Source organism: Salimicrobium jeotgali, from assembly GCF_001685435.2.
In the GTDB taxonomy this organism is placed as follows: domain Bacteria; phylum Bacillota; class Bacilli; order Bacillales; family Halobacillaceae; genus Salimicrobium; species Salimicrobium album.
In genome coordinates this window covers 881585-897659 of sequence record NZ_CP011361.2, presented here as the reverse complement: position 1 = coordinate 897659, position 16075 = coordinate 881585, and the positions used below count along the sequence as shown (strand labels likewise).

General features: G+C 40.9%; 20 protein-coding genes, 1 tRNA gene and 1 pseudogene. 11 read left to right on the top strand and 11 right to left on the bottom strand.

Annotated elements, in window-relative coordinates:
* Nucleotides 1–12: 12 nt before the first annotated feature.
* The 7 genes from AAV35_RS04485 to AAV35_RS14330 all read left to right on the top strand — a co-directional run bounded on the left by AAV35_RS04485 (nt 13) and on the right by AAV35_RS14330 (nt 3198).
* On the top strand, nt 13–243 hold the full coding sequence (locus tag AAV35_RS04485; RefSeq protein WP_008590919.1) for a hypothetical protein: 231 nt from the start codon (nt 13–15) through the stop codon (nt 241–243).
* A 133-nt stretch (nt 244–376) separates the two neighbouring features.
* On the top strand, nt 377–952 hold the full coding sequence (locus AAV35_RS04480) for a sigma-70 family RNA polymerase sigma factor (RefSeq protein WP_008590917.1): 576 nt from the start codon (nt 377–379) through the stop codon (nt 950–952).
* Nucleotides 953–1264: 312 nt separating this feature from the next.
* Nucleotides 1265–1335: transfer RNA gene (locus tag AAV35_RS04475), tRNA-Cys, on the top strand.
* 47 nt (nt 1336–1382) lie between these two features.
* Nucleotides 1383–1571: a YvrJ family protein gene (locus AAV35_RS04470; RefSeq protein ID WP_008590915.1), complete on the top strand. Its 189-nt coding sequence runs from the start codon at nt 1383–1385 to the stop codon at nt 1569–1571.
* Between the two features lie 86 nt (nt 1572–1657).
* Nucleotides 1658–1900, top strand: coding sequence for a glutaredoxin family protein (locus AAV35_RS04465; RefSeq protein WP_008590913.1), 243 nt, complete (start codon nt 1658–1660; stop codon nt 1898–1900).
* Between the two features lie 76 nt (nt 1901–1976).
* On the top strand, nt 1977–2834 hold the full coding sequence (locus tag AAV35_RS04460) for a S8 family peptidase (protein ID WP_008590910.1): 858 nt from the start codon (nt 1977–1979) through the stop codon (nt 2832–2834).
* A 16-nt stretch (nt 2835–2850) separates the two neighbouring features.
* Nucleotides 2851–3198 carry a hypothetical protein gene (locus tag AAV35_RS14330; protein ID WP_156330891.1) on the top strand — a complete coding sequence of 116 codons (348 nt, stop codon included), beginning with the start codon at nt 2851–2853 and terminating at the stop codon, nt 3196–3198.
* A 193-nt stretch (nt 3199–3391) separates the two neighbouring features.
* Here AAV35_RS14330 and AAV35_RS04455 read toward each other — a convergent pair whose 3' ends face one another.
* From AAV35_RS04455 to AAV35_RS04440, 4 genes are all read right to left on the bottom strand, one after another.
* Nucleotides 3392–3634, bottom strand: coding sequence for a hypothetical protein (locus tag AAV35_RS04455; RefSeq protein WP_008590908.1), 243 nt, complete (start codon nt 3632–3634; stop codon nt 3392–3394).
* Between the two features lie 387 nt (nt 3635–4021).
* On the bottom strand, nt 4022–4246 hold the full coding sequence (locus tag AAV35_RS04450; protein ID WP_008590906.1) for an AAA family ATPase: 225 nt from the start codon (nt 4244–4246) through the stop codon (nt 4022–4024).
* A 155-nt stretch (nt 4247–4401) separates the two neighbouring features.
* Entirely contained in the window at nt 4402–4890 is a 489-nt protein-coding gene (locus AAV35_RS04445; RefSeq protein WP_073991984.1) for a recombinase family protein, read from the bottom strand.
* On the bottom strand, nt 4871–5095 hold the full coding sequence (locus AAV35_RS04440) for an N-6 DNA methylase (protein WP_008590902.1): 225 nt from the start codon (nt 5093–5095) through the stop codon (nt 4871–4873). Before AAV35_RS04440 ends, AAV35_RS04445 begins: the two co-directional genes overlap by 20 nt.
* 253 nt (nt 5096–5348) lie before the next feature.
* Between AAV35_RS04440 and AAV35_RS14485 the strand changes: the two genes are divergently transcribed.
* The 3 genes from AAV35_RS14485 (at nt 5349) to AAV35_RS04425 (ending at nt 7022) form a co-directional block, all read left to right on the top strand.
* Complete coding sequence (locus AAV35_RS14485) at nt 5349–5519, top strand: hypothetical protein (RefSeq protein WP_008590901.1); 171 nt, start codon at nt 5349–5351, stop codon at nt 5517–5519.
* 122 nt (nt 5520–5641) lie between these two features.
* Entirely contained in the window at nt 5642–6289 is a 648-nt protein-coding gene (locus AAV35_RS04435) for a hypothetical protein (RefSeq protein WP_008590899.1), read from the top strand.
* 301 nt (nt 6290–6590) lie between these two features.
* Nucleotides 6591–7022, top strand: coding sequence for a hypothetical protein (locus tag AAV35_RS04425; protein ID WP_008590894.1), 432 nt, complete (start codon nt 6591–6593; stop codon nt 7020–7022).
* Between the two features lie 674 nt (nt 7023–7696).
* Here the strand turns inward: AAV35_RS04425 and AAV35_RS04415 are convergent.
* The 5 genes from AAV35_RS04415 to AAV35_RS04395 all read right to left on the bottom strand — a co-directional run bounded on the left by AAV35_RS04415 (nt 7697) and on the right by AAV35_RS04395 (nt 12946).
* Nucleotides 7697–8722 (bottom strand): glycosyltransferase family 2 protein, encoded by a 1026-nt coding sequence (locus AAV35_RS04415; protein ID WP_008590890.1) that lies wholly within the window; start codon nt 8720–8722, stop codon nt 7697–7699.
* A 40-nt stretch (nt 8723–8762) separates the two neighbouring features.
* Nucleotides 8763–10508 (bottom strand): asparagine synthase-related protein, encoded by a 1746-nt coding sequence (locus AAV35_RS04410; RefSeq protein WP_008590888.1) that lies wholly within the window; start codon nt 10506–10508, stop codon nt 8763–8765.
* Nucleotides 10505–11269, bottom strand: a complete 765-nt coding sequence (locus tag AAV35_RS04405; RefSeq protein ID WP_008590886.1) for a 7-cyano-7-deazaguanine synthase — start codon at nt 11267–11269, stop codon at nt 10505–10507. Before AAV35_RS04405 ends, AAV35_RS04410 begins: the two co-directional genes overlap by 4 nt.
* A 2-nt stretch (nt 11270–11271) precedes the next feature.
* A complete protein-coding gene (locus tag AAV35_RS04400) occupies nt 11272–12579 on the bottom strand; it encodes a lipopolysaccharide biosynthesis protein (protein WP_008590885.1) in 1308 nt (435 codons plus the stop codon).
* A 172-nt stretch (nt 12580–12751) separates the two neighbouring features.
* A complete protein-coding gene (locus AAV35_RS04395; protein WP_008590883.1) occupies nt 12752–12946 on the bottom strand; it encodes a hypothetical protein in 195 nt (64 codons plus the stop codon).
* Nucleotides 12947–13146: 200 nt separating this feature from the next.
* Between AAV35_RS04395 and AAV35_RS04390 the strand changes: the two genes are divergently transcribed.
* Complete coding sequence (locus AAV35_RS04390; protein ID WP_008590881.1) at nt 13147–13626, top strand: nucleoside deaminase; 480 nt, start codon at nt 13147–13149, stop codon at nt 13624–13626.
* 128 nt (nt 13627–13754) lie between these two features.
* Here AAV35_RS04390 and AAV35_RS04385 read toward each other — a convergent pair.
* Nucleotides 13755–14975 (bottom strand): annotated as a pseudogene (locus AAV35_RS04385) (NRAMP family divalent metal transporter).
* Nucleotides 14976–15112: 137 nt separating this feature from the next.
* Entirely contained in the window at nt 15113–15901 is a 789-nt protein-coding gene (locus AAV35_RS04380) for a carbon-nitrogen family hydrolase (RefSeq protein WP_008590874.1), read from the bottom strand.
* Nucleotides 15902–16075: the final 174 nt, after the last annotated feature.

Sequence of the window (16075 nt, the reverse complement as noted above, 5' to 3'; positions counted from 1 at the left end):
AGGAGGAGGTCTATGAACGAAGCAGAAGACCAATATCTCGAATCTCTATTTGCCCGTCATATAGAATTAAGGAAAGAATTACATCGATTTGTACAAAAGTTAGATTGTGCCACCGGTGAGGAGCAGATCCTCTATCAAGATATTTGTGTGCTGCTAGCTCAGCATATCCAAAAAATACGAAAAAATTGTCGAGAGTCCTATTCTCTGAATACATGCCAAGAGCACTTAGATCAAAAGTTGTAAAATTCCTTAGTTTCTTTCTAAATAAAATGTAATATAATGGACAAAACGAACGTGTGTTCCTGTTTTGTCCATTATATCGTATCTTATGTAAAATTCGCACTCGGAACGAATCGTAGCAAAGGGTGATACCAAGATGAAAAATCGAAGTATAGAAGAATTCAGAAAAAACAATCCCACTTTTATGCAGCAACCCATTGTCCGGGCTTTTTTACAGGAAGAGAGACATTTAAATTTATTACAAAAGCACCTCCAAGGGGATCACCAAGCATCGATTTTGCTCGATGAAAAATTCAGGCATTATTTTTATCGGGCTAAAATTGTAAGTTACTTATCTAACTTAATTCATTACTTTTCGATTGATTATGACAAAAGAAAAAATGTAGATGCTCAGAGGTTTCCGTTAATCCTAAATAAGCCATTAGATAATAACCAAGAAGGAGACAACCAACAATTATCGGAAGTTCTTGGGGGTGAAGAGGTTCCTTATGATGAGCTAGTGGAAGAAAACTTAGAGGATGTATTTACCAACCCGACTTTATCCAAGGCGGTTCGTAAGCTGACGAGAAAACAAAAGCACGTCCTCTCACTGTTTTTTATTCATGAATTAAATAATAAAGAAATTGCGGCATACCTGGGGGATAGTGAACAAAACGTATCCAATCTCAAGACACGGGCGCTCCAAAACATAGAGAAGTATGCGGAGAAATAAATTCACTTCTCTTGTTTATTTTTTTCGGTAACTTTCACTTTCTATAGTAAGTGGGGTGAAGAGATGAGTGATAAAAATGTAGAGCCTCAAGCAGAAATTGTTTGTGCGAAAATTAAAGAGTGTTGCGGGTTCCAGTCAGATTGTTTAGGTTATCATAAGGTAATCGGAGGAAATCTAGTCTTTGATGGGACATGCTGTCCTGAAAATTCAGGTGATAACTAAAAAGGAATGATCAACAATTCATGGGTAGGAAAGGGAGGGTGCTGAAGCCTTCGCTTCTTCACCCTTATTGTCCCCATGATTATTCAATACGGTAGTATAGCCAAGTGGTAAGGCAGAGGTCTGCAAAACCTTGAACCCCGGTTCAAATCCGGGTACTACCTCTTCTGAAAGCAAGAACTACGAAATAAAGGGGAAGGAGGGTGCCTATATGGATCCAAACACATGGTTAAGTCTCATCGGAAATTTAGGGTTTCCTATTGTCGTAACTTTTTATTTGTTGACCCGCTTAGAAAAAAACTTTAAACAAATTGATGAAAGAGGGCATACGTTAAGTCGTACGCCCTCTTTTTTTAACTTGATGATAAAAATCCTTCACCCTATGATTGATGAACAATAGAAACATCAATCAAAAAAGTTTTTTATATAAATCGTTTAATTAATTAGGGTAGTTTCACTATATAAGATTAAAGGAGGAATTAACAAATGAAAAAAGTTATTGTGTACACGCTGCAAAAATGTAATCACTCAAAAAACTTGAAAGAGTGGTTGAAGGAAAATGGGGTAGATTTTGAAGAGAGAGATGTTTCAGAGAGTAAAACACACTTAGAAGAACTAGTAGAGTACGGTGTGAATAAAACACCTTTTTCTGTAATTAAATCCGAAAATAACTATATTAAAGTTACAGGATTTGATAAAGAGACCTTTGAAAAAGAACTACTAAAATAAATAAATCTTGTCTATGTAAAATATTAGGTAAGCAGTTTAGTGGTTGAAATCCGAATGAAAGGTGCAGTGATTCGCTTTGGCCGAACAGTCTATGAACAAAGAGAGCATTCCATGGGGAGTCGAAGCAATAGGTGCACCTAATTTGTGGACACAAACGGGTTATGGAAAAGGCAGAGTGGTGGCTGTCATAGATTCTGGATGCGACGTACACCATAGTGCCCTCAGTTCAAGTATTATTGCAAGCTACAACTTTACTGATTTTGGGGATAAACATGATGTTTCAGACAATGTATCTCATGGTACTCATGTAGCAGGAATTATTGGTGCACGTAATTTTCAAAATGGATTGGTTGGAGTAGCCCCCTATGTAAAGATATTGGTGTTGAAAGTATTTAATTCACTTAAAGTGGAATCTTTTAGACCTGTAATTGATGCTATTAATTTTGCATCGCAATGGGTGGGGGAAAATGGAGAGACAGTGGATATAATAAATTTATCCCTAGCTTCAAAGAGTGAAAACTCTGAGCTTGAAAAGGCACTGAAAGAAGCAAAGGAGAAAAATATATTCATAGTGGGGGCTTCTGGAAATTTCAACAATGCCGAACTTGGTGATCTGAAACTATTCCCTAGTTACTTTCCTGAAGTTATACAGGTGGGTGCTGTAGATAGAGACAAGAAAATTGCACCTTTTTCCACCAAAAATAATAAGGCGGAACTATTAGCCCCTGGTGTTGATATATTGTCTACTATTCCCGGCAACAATGAAATCGCTTTATCTGGTACGTCTATGGCAGCTCCACATATTACAGGGCTGTTGGCGCTTTTACTGAACATCTATTCGGATAAAAGTATCGATCGTTTTATTAAGTCAAGACTTATAAATGAAAAATCATTATTTGCTCATTACGAAAATTTGATTAAAATTAAAGACTAAAATTGGAGGAATTAAAATGGACGAAATTAACAATACTTCTATTAATGAATCAGAAGAAGTTTATCTTCAAGTCAACTGTATTGACACTTGTTGTAGTTTTTACACTGGTACTGGACCAACACCAGGTACGACTGAGAGCTTAGAATACAACTATTGCGGTCGAGACTGTGGCGATGGCCGTCAATATGGAGGTGGAGCTATAGTTAACTCTACTGACCTTTGCTGTTATTTCCACGATGAGTGTTTAAATCGTGGTGAAGATAGATGTAAATGTCACAATGAGCTAATGGATTGCACAGCTGATAAAGATGACCTTGGTGTAGGAGTAATTCGTTTTGGTATCTGGGCAGATACACGCTGCTAAAAAGATATAAAAAAGACCGGAAGCATTGAGAACTATGAATTAAATCAGCAAATTAATAAACCCCTTCAAGATTATGATCTTGAAGGGGTTTTGTCATCAACAGTAAAACAACCGGCATTTTCATTGTATATTTTCAAAGAACAGAGGTGGGAACTAAAGTCTTATTCTCACTATTAAAAAGCAACGGTCTATATTAATTGATAAAATGTTTAGATAATAAAAACACCCATGGGCTAATCAATAGCAAGCCACTTATATACATAAAGCTACGTTTACCAATAACCATTGCTATTGCCCCACTAAAGATACCACAGAGGAACGTGAGTATTAAGGTAGTGATGATCCCGTACTCACGGAAGATAGGTACTGTAAATGACAGTATTCCGATACCTATAATAATCCAATAAATTACATACGGAGTTTTCTTATTTTCCATTCCTATGACCCCCTTCGAGAATAATTTAGCTGAATTGTTTACTTATCCTAGCTATACGAATAATTAAAGATAGTCATTACTTGGTCATTCTCACCTCATCAAACAGTATAATTTACCACTCCATTTTTTGTTTAATCCAAATAAAGGGAAATTGGTTCTTTTTTTCATGTACCTCATAAGGTCTTCCCAATTAGTTTTTTTGTTTCTTTCTAAGTCTTCTTTGAGTTTTTTTAATTTTTCTTGAGAAATGGAATAATAAAATTCTAAAACTACGATGTTATTGTTTGGATTGAGATCCAGCATAAGTTTTTGTATGTTGGCATAATTATCGCTATGGTCGTATTTTATAAATAATGTTTGTTTGATACCTCCTACATTATTAAATTCTTATTGATTCATTAAAATGTTATAGAATGATTTCTGATAGTCTGAATGAAAATCATCCCATCTAAATTGGAAATGTTTCGAATTAAGGAATTTATCCATTATTGTTAATAGAGAAGTTTTTCCACTATTATTTTTTCCGACAATTAAAGAAAGATCTTCTTTAAAATCTAATTCAAAATCTTTCAACATACGAAAATTTTCGATTTTTATTTTTTCTAATATCATTTCAGGGCCCCCAAAATTATAGGTCTATATAATACCTCACTTGTGATTATTTTACACTAATTCACTTTTAAATTCATTCAGGGGTTATAAAATTAGTTAAAAATTTCATCCACCGTAAAAATTCTAGATTACAAAATTAACATCTATTGGGAAAGTTACAATTCTTGTTCATAGCGATTTACCATACGGTAATATGTTGTTTTATTTACATTGATACGTCTAGATGCTTCAACGACCGTGATATTCCCTTCTTTCCACTGGTCATAGGTTTCCTTGAAACGTTCATTAAGAGGAACCTGTGGTCTACCCAGTTTCACCCCTTTGCGCTGGGCTGAATCAATCCCTTCGCGTTGCCGCTGGCGAATGCGTGTTCGTTCTTCCTCCGCCACCCGGGACAAAATCTGAAGTACCATGTCGACGATAAAGGTACGCATCGAATCGTTTTGTTCTCGCGTATCCAGGAGGGGCATATCTAGCACGACAATGTCACACTGCATTGTTTTTGTGAGTTCGTTCCACTCTTGTATAATCTCGTCTTTGTTCCGGCCAAACCGGTCTAGAGAATGTATGTACAACACATCCCCCTTCCGGAGAATTCGTTTCAATAACTGATACTGTTCGCGTTCAAAGTTTTTCCCACTCACATGATCCACAAAAAGAAGCAGTCAACGTTCCTGTACCTGCACCTGGGTCCAACACCTTAATTTCTTGATGATTAACTGTTACTAAATTTGCCATATAGTTAGCAACTGGAGTAGGAGTGAAAAACTGTCCTATTTTCTTTCTTGCATCTTTCGTTGTCTTTTTTGTATATTTTTTAGTTTGATTATGAATATGCTCCGTTATCATTATTTCACCCTCATCAAATCATTTTCTGAAGACAAACACAGGGATTAACTATAGAAATTGAAAGATTTAAACATATAATAAGTTCTTCCATTTTAACACATGAAGTTTAATTATATTTGTTCAGTATAGACTCAGTTTAATTCAATATATAGATAAAAAACAAATTAAAACAGAATATGTTGAATTCAAAATTCTCATATTTTATAATATAATAGGAACGTTTGTTCCCATTAAGTAAAAAAGGAGGGTTATCGTGGCTACAAATGGAAAACCAAAGAAAGGAAGAATAGGCGCGGTGAAATCACGGAGTCAGTTCAAAGCTCCTAATGGCAATTGGACAAAGAGAAACAGTAAAACTGGACGATTCATGAACCAAAAAGCTAGTGGCTCCGGTTCATTCAAAGGTGTGACTAAGAGAAAATAATTTTCGCACAAAAAATACCAAGAACAGATAATCGTTTGACTATTCTTGATATTTAATGAAATAATTAGGAAGGTGAATTGCATTCAATTCATTTATTACAAAATATGGGAAGGAGCATTTAATTGCCGAATAATCTAAAAGTTCAAGATGCCACTGTTCTTGTAAGGCCTACTTCGCTCTATGCTGATATTGAATATGATGAGATTTCAGTTTTCTCTACAATTGTAACTTCTTCAGAGTTAACTTCTCAGTATTATGTCCCTTCACAAACTTCATTAGAAAATCATATTATGGAATTCATTCTCGGTGAAGGTCTGGAATTTCGACCGTATACGGAAGAAGAATTAACTGAGGGAACTGAAAACATCCTTGCTGAGGGTAATAAAATTGGTGAAACTGCTGAAGACGCTGCTAAAGTAATATTAAAAAATGCTTTAGTTAAGACTAAATTGAGGCAAGTAACGAACAATAATAATGAATACGTATATGAACTTCGTTATGATTACAAGCTCTTTCCTGTAGAAAGCAAAACGTTCGATTTTCAAATTAGACTTCCAATTGATGGGAAAATGCCTAATGGATCTAAAGTAGCTTTGACTGTTATTACTCCAAAAGAAGCTACAATAGATGATAAAGAAACTAAAGGTTTAGCGGACAACGGAGCTAACATTGAAGAAGTCAAAACAAAACTAAAAGAAACTGGTAAACTTGCTACTGAGTTTTCTTACCAAAGGGATCCACACTTTACAGTTAGATATAAATATAAATAATAATCTTTAAAGGGGAAGTACTTCACGAGGGAGTCTTCCCCTAATTTTATATCTAACCTTTCTGTTCTTTCGAAAAACTATTAGAAATAACACTCCACCTCCAAACGACCTCCTTTTTTTCTCCTTCCTGAACGGATAGGTAGGGTTCGACACGCCCCTGCATCTGCACATATATGGAAGGGGCTTTTTTCTTCCTCTTCCCCCCCCAACCGAAACGAAGATGATATACTACAACTACAACGACCCCGGGGCGGTCCCGAGGTCCCTGTGATTCATCTATCATCCCGAGAGGAGCCTTCCCATGAAAAAAATGATTATGTACGTTTTTTTGCTGCTGACCATGTTCGTTACGTTAGGGTGTGCGGAGGACGAAGCGACCTCTACCCCTGAGAAACCTGAAGAAACCGAAGAAGTCGCGGCCGACGAGACCACGACAGAGGAAGAACCGGAAACCCAAGAAGAAAACAAGGAAACGGAAGACCCAGTGCCTTCTCAAGAAACGACAGAAAAGGAAAAAGAAACGACGACCGCATCCGAAACCCCGGAGACCGAGACCCAACCATCTTCCAATGAAGCGAACAAAGATCTGTTTTCCGGCTATGAACGTATCGACGTGGACGGCGGAGATCAGAGTGGCGATCGTGCTTCCCGCGTTGTTGTAGATATCGGCTACGGCGACCGGGAGTACTGGGCATTCACGAATGTTAAATTAAGATACTATTCCATTGGGTAATCAGTCTATTATGAAGGCTACTTACCCCCTTTTTTTACATAATTAATTGAATAAATAATGGTTGAATATAGGGTTTAATAAGTATAAAATGTAACAATATACAGGAACGTTTGTTTGCCTTTTGAGGACGTAGCTTCGGTGCGAGGGCAGCACTCGGCAGAAACGATAGTTTGAGGATCTTAAAGAAACGACAATAACGGTAATCCTTATATAAGTAGAAGCACTATCGTAAATTATAATTGGTTGGAGATGTTTTCATGAAGGTAGAACAAATATTGATTGGGAATAGAAAAGTATATCTGCTAATTGATTCAAATCGATTACCCGTTGAACCCGTTGCAAAGTACATGAAATATCACTATAACCAGGAGAGTAGTAGCAATACTCTACAGACTTACTGTACAGCTTTGAAATATTACTTTACATATTTAGAACAAATAGGAATTGATTACACTACCTATTGAATTAATCATCTTTTTTTTGATAATTACACAGACTTCTTCAATTGTTACTTAAGTATTCTTCACAAACCGTAAGCACAATAAAAAATCCCTTCATCATTTAATAATATCAACAAACGGTTCATTATTAATTCAAATACATACTATCGTAAAGATAAAAAATCAAAAAAGCCGTATAAATTATACGGCTTTTGAGTCAGCGGTACTTTTACATCACAGAAGCGCCTTCACTTTCTTATGATAATGTCGCGAAAGCAGATGGAATATTTCTTCGAAGGTGATTTCCTGAAATAAATCAAGAAACAGGTCAGTCTTTTGCTTAAGATTGACACTGCTGTTGCTCAGCCCCCGCAGAACGTTGACTCTGAGAACCCGTTTCAGAAGCTCCTTATCAAAAGCTTCGTTGGTATCCAGAAGTTTTTGCAGCACTTCCCTGATTCTCATCACGTATCCCTCATCAAAGACAGTAACTACATTCAGGAAGAAGAAATTATTGAATACCTGTACTTCTTCATTGGAAAGCTGAAAACCGTAGTGCTCCAGTAAATCTTTATGAATCCCGTCGATCAGTATTTTCCGTTCGAACATCTTATTCGAGAGGGAAGCATTCGTAGCATTGGAATGACCCGTGCGGTAATCCACCAGCACTTGTGGCAGAATTTCGATTTTGCCGACTTTAGACAACTGGGACCAGAATTCATAGTCCTGGGATACATAGTAACTCTCATTGTACGTCAACCTGTTGTCCCTTACAGTAGCCATCCTGATCATAGCGGTAGAATTTCCAAGCTGGTTGTTGAACATCAGCTGAATTCTAATCTCTTCCCATGACGTATGATAAGCCTTCATAATCCTGGAGTTATTACTCCCCTTAGCCCGGTAGTAGGCACCTACAGCATCTATGTCGGAGTGTTCCTCCATGTAGCTGACCTGTTCCCTGATTCTTTCAGGGGTTGATTCATCATCCGCATCCATAATCGCCATGTATTTTCCATTGGAAAGCGACAGGCCTACGTTCCTTGTATAAGGAATACCTTTATTCTCCTCATTTGTGACAACCCGTATTCGATCATCGGTATAGCGTTCAACTATTTCTACTGAACGGTCCGAGGACCCGTCATCGACTACGAGCACCTCCAGATTCTTATAGCTCTGGTTCAATATACTCTCCAGCGTATTCTGAATATATTCCTCTGCATTAAACATGGGTATGAATACCGTTACTAATGGCTGTTGCATGCTTAACCTCCTGACTTATACGTTCACGACGTTCCTGGCTTTATCCATCCGTCTTATGATGATGGAGGACCTGCAATAAATTTATTTTCTGCTGGGGCTCCAGCTGATCGCTCTCAAAAATGCTGCTGAACGGGTGGTTTGATTTCAACGTCTGTGGCAGAACGCCCCCGTAATTCAGATACTCTTCTTTCGTTTGCCGGAAAGCTTCGCTTGAAAAAATCGTGTCCCAGTGAGCAAAAGGCCCCTGGTGCCCTTTGATTCTTCCGGTTTTAACTGCAAGATTCATATACATCCATACGAACAGTTGCGGCATTATGTTGGCATACCTTGAGAAATAAGGGAATCTTCCATCGGAATGCCACAACCACCATGCCGGTTTCAAATATGGTTTGAATGCCCTGTGAAAAAGTTTTCTGTTCATTTTCCAACTTTGAGGAACGGAAGCACTTATCTTCACGACGCCGTTAGCCATAAACGGCTCATATGAACAAAACAGTCTGCGGTTCACATGTAAATTGGGTATGTTCATATTCATGGACGCCGGCCACATCTGAAACCATTCTTTCGCAGATTCAGGTCTCATCTCTTTAATGGTGTGATAATGATCTTCTCTCCTCTTTCTAAGAGCTTTCATTACCTCCTCCCTGAATATATCCACACCAGCTTCCTTATTGACTGTATAAAAGCTGTCTTTTATATCAGGGAGAAACGGGAATTTTTTGCTTCCGCGTATCTTCCGGATCCTTGCCCCCTTCAACAGAGCGTCCGAAAACAGACCGCCGAGTACGACCGGATATTTGTTCAGACCGGCTTTTTCATGAAATCCGTACGTATGGGCGTGTTTGTATTCCGAACCGGAACCGACGAGTTCGCTGCTGCCTGGCAGGATATACAGATAGTGTAACGGGTCTCTCGCATAAAAGTGGAAATTCGATCCGTAAATAGCTGCTGATTTTTTGGCTATTTTACCTTCAAGGTTTAAATCATCCAGAAACACGAAAGAATCTTTATGAAGGTGATCGGGAATCAGTCCGGCTATCGTTCTCGAGTCCTCTCCCCCGCTTATAAAATGGGCGACAGAAGACTCTTTTTCCGTTACACGGTTAACATACGTTTCGACTGTGTTTCTTAAATCGTCAGCCGCTTCCCCGATGGAAGTGTAACGAAGAATCTCTTCAGGCAGCCACCAGGTTCTCCCGCTGATGTCTGCCGTATTTTTATCGATCGTGTGAATCGTACCGGGAGAAACCTGTCGTATATTTTCGTACGCTGTGTACGGATACGTAACAGCTCCGTGGAGAACGAAGTCCAGTTCGGATACAGCATCCCGCTTCTCTCTTTCTCCCGCTGCATCCGCCAGCAGGTCCACGTGAGAAGACAACAGCAGCTGTCCCTCCCGCTCTGCTCTGTAGACGGGGATAAAAGAAAGCAGATCCGTTACACAATCCATCCGTTTCTCTTCCTTATTTACTTTAAGCAAAGCGAAAGGCCCATCGAAATGCCGGGAGAAATCGATATTCTCCCAGTCACCCATCAGGCGTGGGACAGCGGAAAGGAAACCTTCAGACTCCGGGCCGGTGTATAAAGGTCCACCCAGCACGATAAAAAGGCGCTCCCCGTCTTCATAAGGCTGGTATTGAGTATAACAGTCCTCGGTAACGAGCAGTGTACCCCATTCACCTTCAAACTGCCGAATCGTTTCCCCTGCGAATATTTCTGAATCCGCACTTCTTTCTTTAAGAGCTGCCGCAGCAAACTCCTCTGTAGAAAACAAAAAGTCCTTCATTTCTTACTACCGCTCCCGTTCACCAGATTTCTTTTCGCTTTTCTTAAATACTTTAATGAATAGAACATTATAAAATCATCGATTCTCGGTCTCGGTACTCTTCTTTCCATTCCTTCTTCTTTGGCATATTTGCACGGATTGCATAAGCCACAGGGCTGCCCATCTTTTTGCGGACGGTAACAGAACCACGTCATCTCCATAAGGTGGTGGAAACCACTTTCTTTAGCAATCCTTTCCATATCCAGTTTCGAATAATCGAGCAGCGGAAATTGAAAGCGGGCGAATATGGACAGATCGGTGTCTGCGTATTCATTTTTTAGCATGTAGTAGTAATCGTCATTATCCTCTATTTTTTTAACGTAATCAGCAATGAACGTTTCGATATTGTCATCCTTATGAGCTCCCGATTCGATTTCCGCAATGCCGTTTTGTTTCAGATAAGCAGGTAGCCATACATACTGTGTGCCTAAAAAGGAAGTTGATACCAATCTTTCAAACTTATCCTTATCCTCCTGTTCGGACGTAATGTCTTTTTTATTGACGATAATCAGGGGCTTTATACGTTCGGCGGCCTTCATATCCATAATCCCGACGTGGGCGATAATCGTATGGATGGTTTCCAGTTCCTTATTAGTGGAAGGGCGTTCCTCATCGATAATGTAGTGAGGCTGAACCAGTCTTTTTTTATTTAAAACGAGATCCAGTACACGGAAAGTGGAATCGAAACCGCCCGTCCAGAGTATGTGATGTGTTTTTTGCATATTCATTCTCCTTCGGTTTTATTTAATGATGTTTCATCGAACTTCTTACTTATATTTATCGTTATCATGATCAATAGCGAATTAAGGACAGCTCCGCTGAGACCGAAGAGAGCTATAGCTACGAGGTCGCTTTCAAAAACGAACGAACCCACTGCTAACATAGCTATTCTCACTATCAGCATAACTATTGTAAACAACAGCTGGAAGCCCTGAGCAGACAATACAGGCAGCGCTTTGACGCTCGGACTGTTGATAAATCCGAAGAAAGAAGCCAGAGCCATCCAGCGTGCATACTCCCCTGCCTGCACCCATTCATCACCGAAGACGAAGCCGAACAGCCAGGGACCGAGAAGTACTACAGTACCATAAGGAATGAGACCGGCAAGAGAAAGCCCTAATGTGGCTTTCTTTATAAGTTTCTGCAGGCTTTCTTTATTGTAGTAAGCTTCGGTAATACGCGGATAGAAAACGTCTCCTACCGCTTTTCCAATCAAAGTAGCCGGAGCTGCCAGAACTCTTCTGCTCAAAGTGAAGAAACCGGCTGCAGCAGGACCGAAAAGGCTGCTTAACAGCATAATCGGGATGTTCTGCGACACAGCATTCAGAAACATCTCGGGAGCCCGGTATCTGGGGAAATCTTTGTATTTGCGGGCTGTTTCTTTCAGCGGAGGATGAGTAACATCGATAGAGCCTTTCGATTTCCTTTTCCTCAGACTGCCCGTCCCCATAAAAACAGCTTTCAAAAGCTGACCGGTCACATTCATGAGAATAAGGACGAACGCAAATGGATAGATAAGACCTATCCCCACCATACTCCCCTGCACAATAAGAGCATGATACATGTTCGTCCTTGCGATCACGCCGAATTCCTGAAGTCTTACAGCCCACTGTTCCGAAATCTGAAGAAGACTGCCGAACAGAATGACCAGAGGAATAAAGTACAAGTAGTTATTAATATCTGTGAAATTCAATAATTCAAGCAGTTCTTCTCCGAACAGAAAGGCAATCACCAGTGAGAGCAGCGCCATGCCCACACTTAACCACAAAGAGATTTTGGTTAATCCTACCGCTTCCTCTTCATGCTTCGGTAACACTATGGCGATCGGATACCCGAGCCCCGAAGCGGGTATCAAAATCATGGATACAGCCATAAAAACTCCGAGAACACCAAAAGCTTCAGGCCCATAAATCCTTGTGATCACAGGAGAAGCCAATAGTATAATCGCCTGGGCCCCGGCCGTCCCCGAGACCATCACTAATACTTTACGAATGAAGCCGCCTTTTAAAAATCTGGAAATTAAAGCATTCATCTGACATCTCTTTTCGTGAATATGTATATTGGTAAACTGAAAATGAAGATTACCCGAGTAACAAGTAATTATCGATTAAAATTATAACTTACATTTTGCGTATATGCTATTGTTATAGTAATGAAAGCTTCCCTCTCCCCGAATCTTCTTTTAAAGCCCGGGTGCAGGAGAATCAATTATTGAAACGTCTCCCTTGAAAAGATACGACTAATAAAAATGCAATGCCGAGGAACCCTGCTGCCGCAAGCGTTTTTGCAACAACCGGTTCCTTGTCGACAAAGGCATACACACTACAAATCAGCATGATGCTCAATATTACTCTGGAAATCATTATCCCCACATATTCTTTCTTCCTATCAGGAATCAAGCAGACCCCTCCCTGTCCATTTATTTCATTTTAACATATAACCCTTCGTCAGAAGCAGCCGGCTCATGCATCGAATCTCCCTCCCGGATTCTGAAAATATTTCTTTTCCTATAACTGAGCAAATCTCACTAGGCCGGTTTCAATAAATCTCCTGAGGGAATTACTCTTTAAATGATTTGCAAATAGAGGAGGAATAAAGCATGAATTTTATTGAACGTACGATTCAGCTGGCAGAAGATAATGTCGCTGAGGGAGGCAGGCCTTTCTCCTGCATCATCACAAAGGGCGGAGAAATTATCGCGGAACGCGGCAACGAGGCCGCCCAGACAAATGACCCGACAGCACACGCGGAAACTCTGGCTATCAGAGACGCCTGTATAAAGTTAGGGACGGAACATTTAACAGACTGTCATATATACATCATGGCCAGCCCCTGCCCCATGTGTCTCGGCGCCATTTATTACTGCAGCCCCGAGAAGGTAACGTACATTGTTGAAAGAGATGAGTATAAAACATACTACCGCGATGACCGGGAATATTTTGAGCTGGAAAACTTCTACGATGAAATTTCCAAACCTATGAATCAGCGAAGATTGCCGATGGAAAGGGAAAGTCACTCTCAAGGCATATCTCCTTACAAGGCCTGGAACGAGAAACACGGAACGAAACACTCCGGGTAATACATCGTATCGGATCAGAAAACGGTATATCGATTCCGAAATAACGGACGCACCAGCAGCGGAACAATAATGTTCGGCTACTGGTGCGTCCGTGCATTTGTATGCTTATTTGCTATCCGACCGCAACTTCATCCCTGCCATAAACCGGCGATCCCCTGCAGGGAAAGAACTCCCGCTACGACGGTCACTACCACTGCAACGATGCCGAATATAAGCATCCAAGCAGGGTGTTTATATTCCCCGACGACAGATTTCTTCCTTGAGGCCAGCAGAACCGAACCAAGAGTTAATGGTAAGATCAGACCATTGACCGAGCCCGCAATAATCAGTAGCGTGACCGGCTCTCCGACGATCGCAAAAATGATAGTGGAAAAAGCGATGAAACCGACGATGAGCCATTTGTAATATTTTTCGAGCTGAGGATGAAAAGATCTTACAAATGAAACGCTGGTGTACGCGGAACCGATGAAGGAACTGATAGCGGCAGACCACAATACCACTCCGAAGATTTTATACCCTACATCTCCAAGCGCGACCTGGAATACGGAAGCTGCCGGGTTTCCTTCATCCAGTGTATAACCGGCGGCTACGACTCCAAGCACTGCGAGGAATAAAAACACTCTCATTACTCCGGTGGTCAGAATACCGAAGTTCGCCGCTTTCGTGACCAGCGGCAAGGCTTCTTCTCCCTTAAAACCGCGGTCTATCAGCCGGTGGGCCCCCGCGAATGTAATATAACCGCCCACTGTGCCTCCGACAAGCGTTATGACCGGCAGTACGAGAACTCCAAAGTCCTCCGGAAGAACACTTCGAATCATTGCCTCTCCGACAGGAGGATTCGTCGTGACCATGACGTATCCGACCATGGCTATCATCACTACACCTAAAATAGGGATAAGAATGTCTATAACTTTCTCGGCATTTTTAACAGTGGATATGACAATGGCTATTATACCGGTAATGACCGCCCCTATTTTCGGAGAGATACCGAAAAGTACGTTGATACCAAGGCCTGCGCCCGCCACATTCCCGATATTGAAGGCGATGCCTCCAAGTACGATAAGTGCTGCGACTTAATAACCGAGCCCGGGGAAGACCATATTAGCTACGTCCTGTCCCCGTTTACCTGAGACTACAAGAATCCTCCAGATATTCAATTGGGCACCTATATCGATGATGATAGAGGCCAGTATAGCGAAAGCGAAACTGGCCATAAACCGGGAAGTGAATTCCGTCGTCTGTGTCAGAAAGGCGGGGCCTATCGAAGAAGTCGCCATCAGAAATATCGCTCCCCACAGCACCCGCCTTTGTACTTTTTTCTTCTTCAGCTCTTCCTGGTTCTGTCCCATGGTCACCACCTTCCCTTTCTCTTATATTCGATCGATTTCTGCAGTTGTTCGACTTTGTATTCATGTCGGATAATGTTTATTCAAGACAGAACCATACCATTCCGGAACGTCAAATCATAAAAAATCCAGCTGCTTTATTAATCGTACAGAGAAGGTACTCTGCTGTCGAAGACGGGTACGTTTTCGCGTACTTCTGCAACGTTTGAAAGCTCTAATTCCTGTCGCAGTGTTTCTTCATGCTCCACACTGCCTTTCTGCAGAACGTTGCCCCACGGATCGATAAAAGCCGAAGAACCTGCAAATGTAATACCGTCATATTCGCCCGGGCGATTGCATGTCACCACATACATCTGATTCTCCACAGCGCGGGCAGCACTCAATACATCCCAGTGCGTCCGTCGACTCTCCGGCCATTCCGCCGGGATGAACAAAAGTTTACATCCCTGAAGAGCAAGACTGCGGATGATTTCCGGAAAGCGCAGGTCATAACAGATAACTACCCCCATTTTGATCCCGTCGAGTTCAAATACTCTTACCGGCTCTTCTCCTCCACTTAAGTACGCAGGTTCATTCAGCATGGGCACCAGATGCATTTTGTCGTAATGATAGATAAGCTCTCCTGTGTTATTTATAATCAGGGCCCGATTAAATACTTTTTCATACCTTTTAACAGCGATGGACCCTCCCATTATATGCACTTGGTAACGCTCAGCCGCTTCTTTAAGAAACCGGACTGTTTCACTGTCTGAAGGATCTTCGGCTATATTATCCAGTTCCGGTAGTGTATAAGCTGTCGTCCACATCTCCGGAAGCATGACCAGATCCACGTCATGAAGTTCCTGTTCCTCCAGCCATTTCCCTACTTTCTCCCTGTTTGCCTGCGGGTCTCCCGGAATAACATCCATCTGATAGACTAAAATATTCATTCGTCTCCCCCTTTTACTCTAACCTTCTTCGATTGTTTCAGAAATTCAGCCTTCAAGTATAACCTTTTCAAGCCCTATCGACAGTGAAATAATTCCCAAAATTACTGATATTCAATCTTTTTCAAAAATAACTTTTCCAGCCCGATGTTTTTTCTTGCTTCCTTTCCTTTAAAA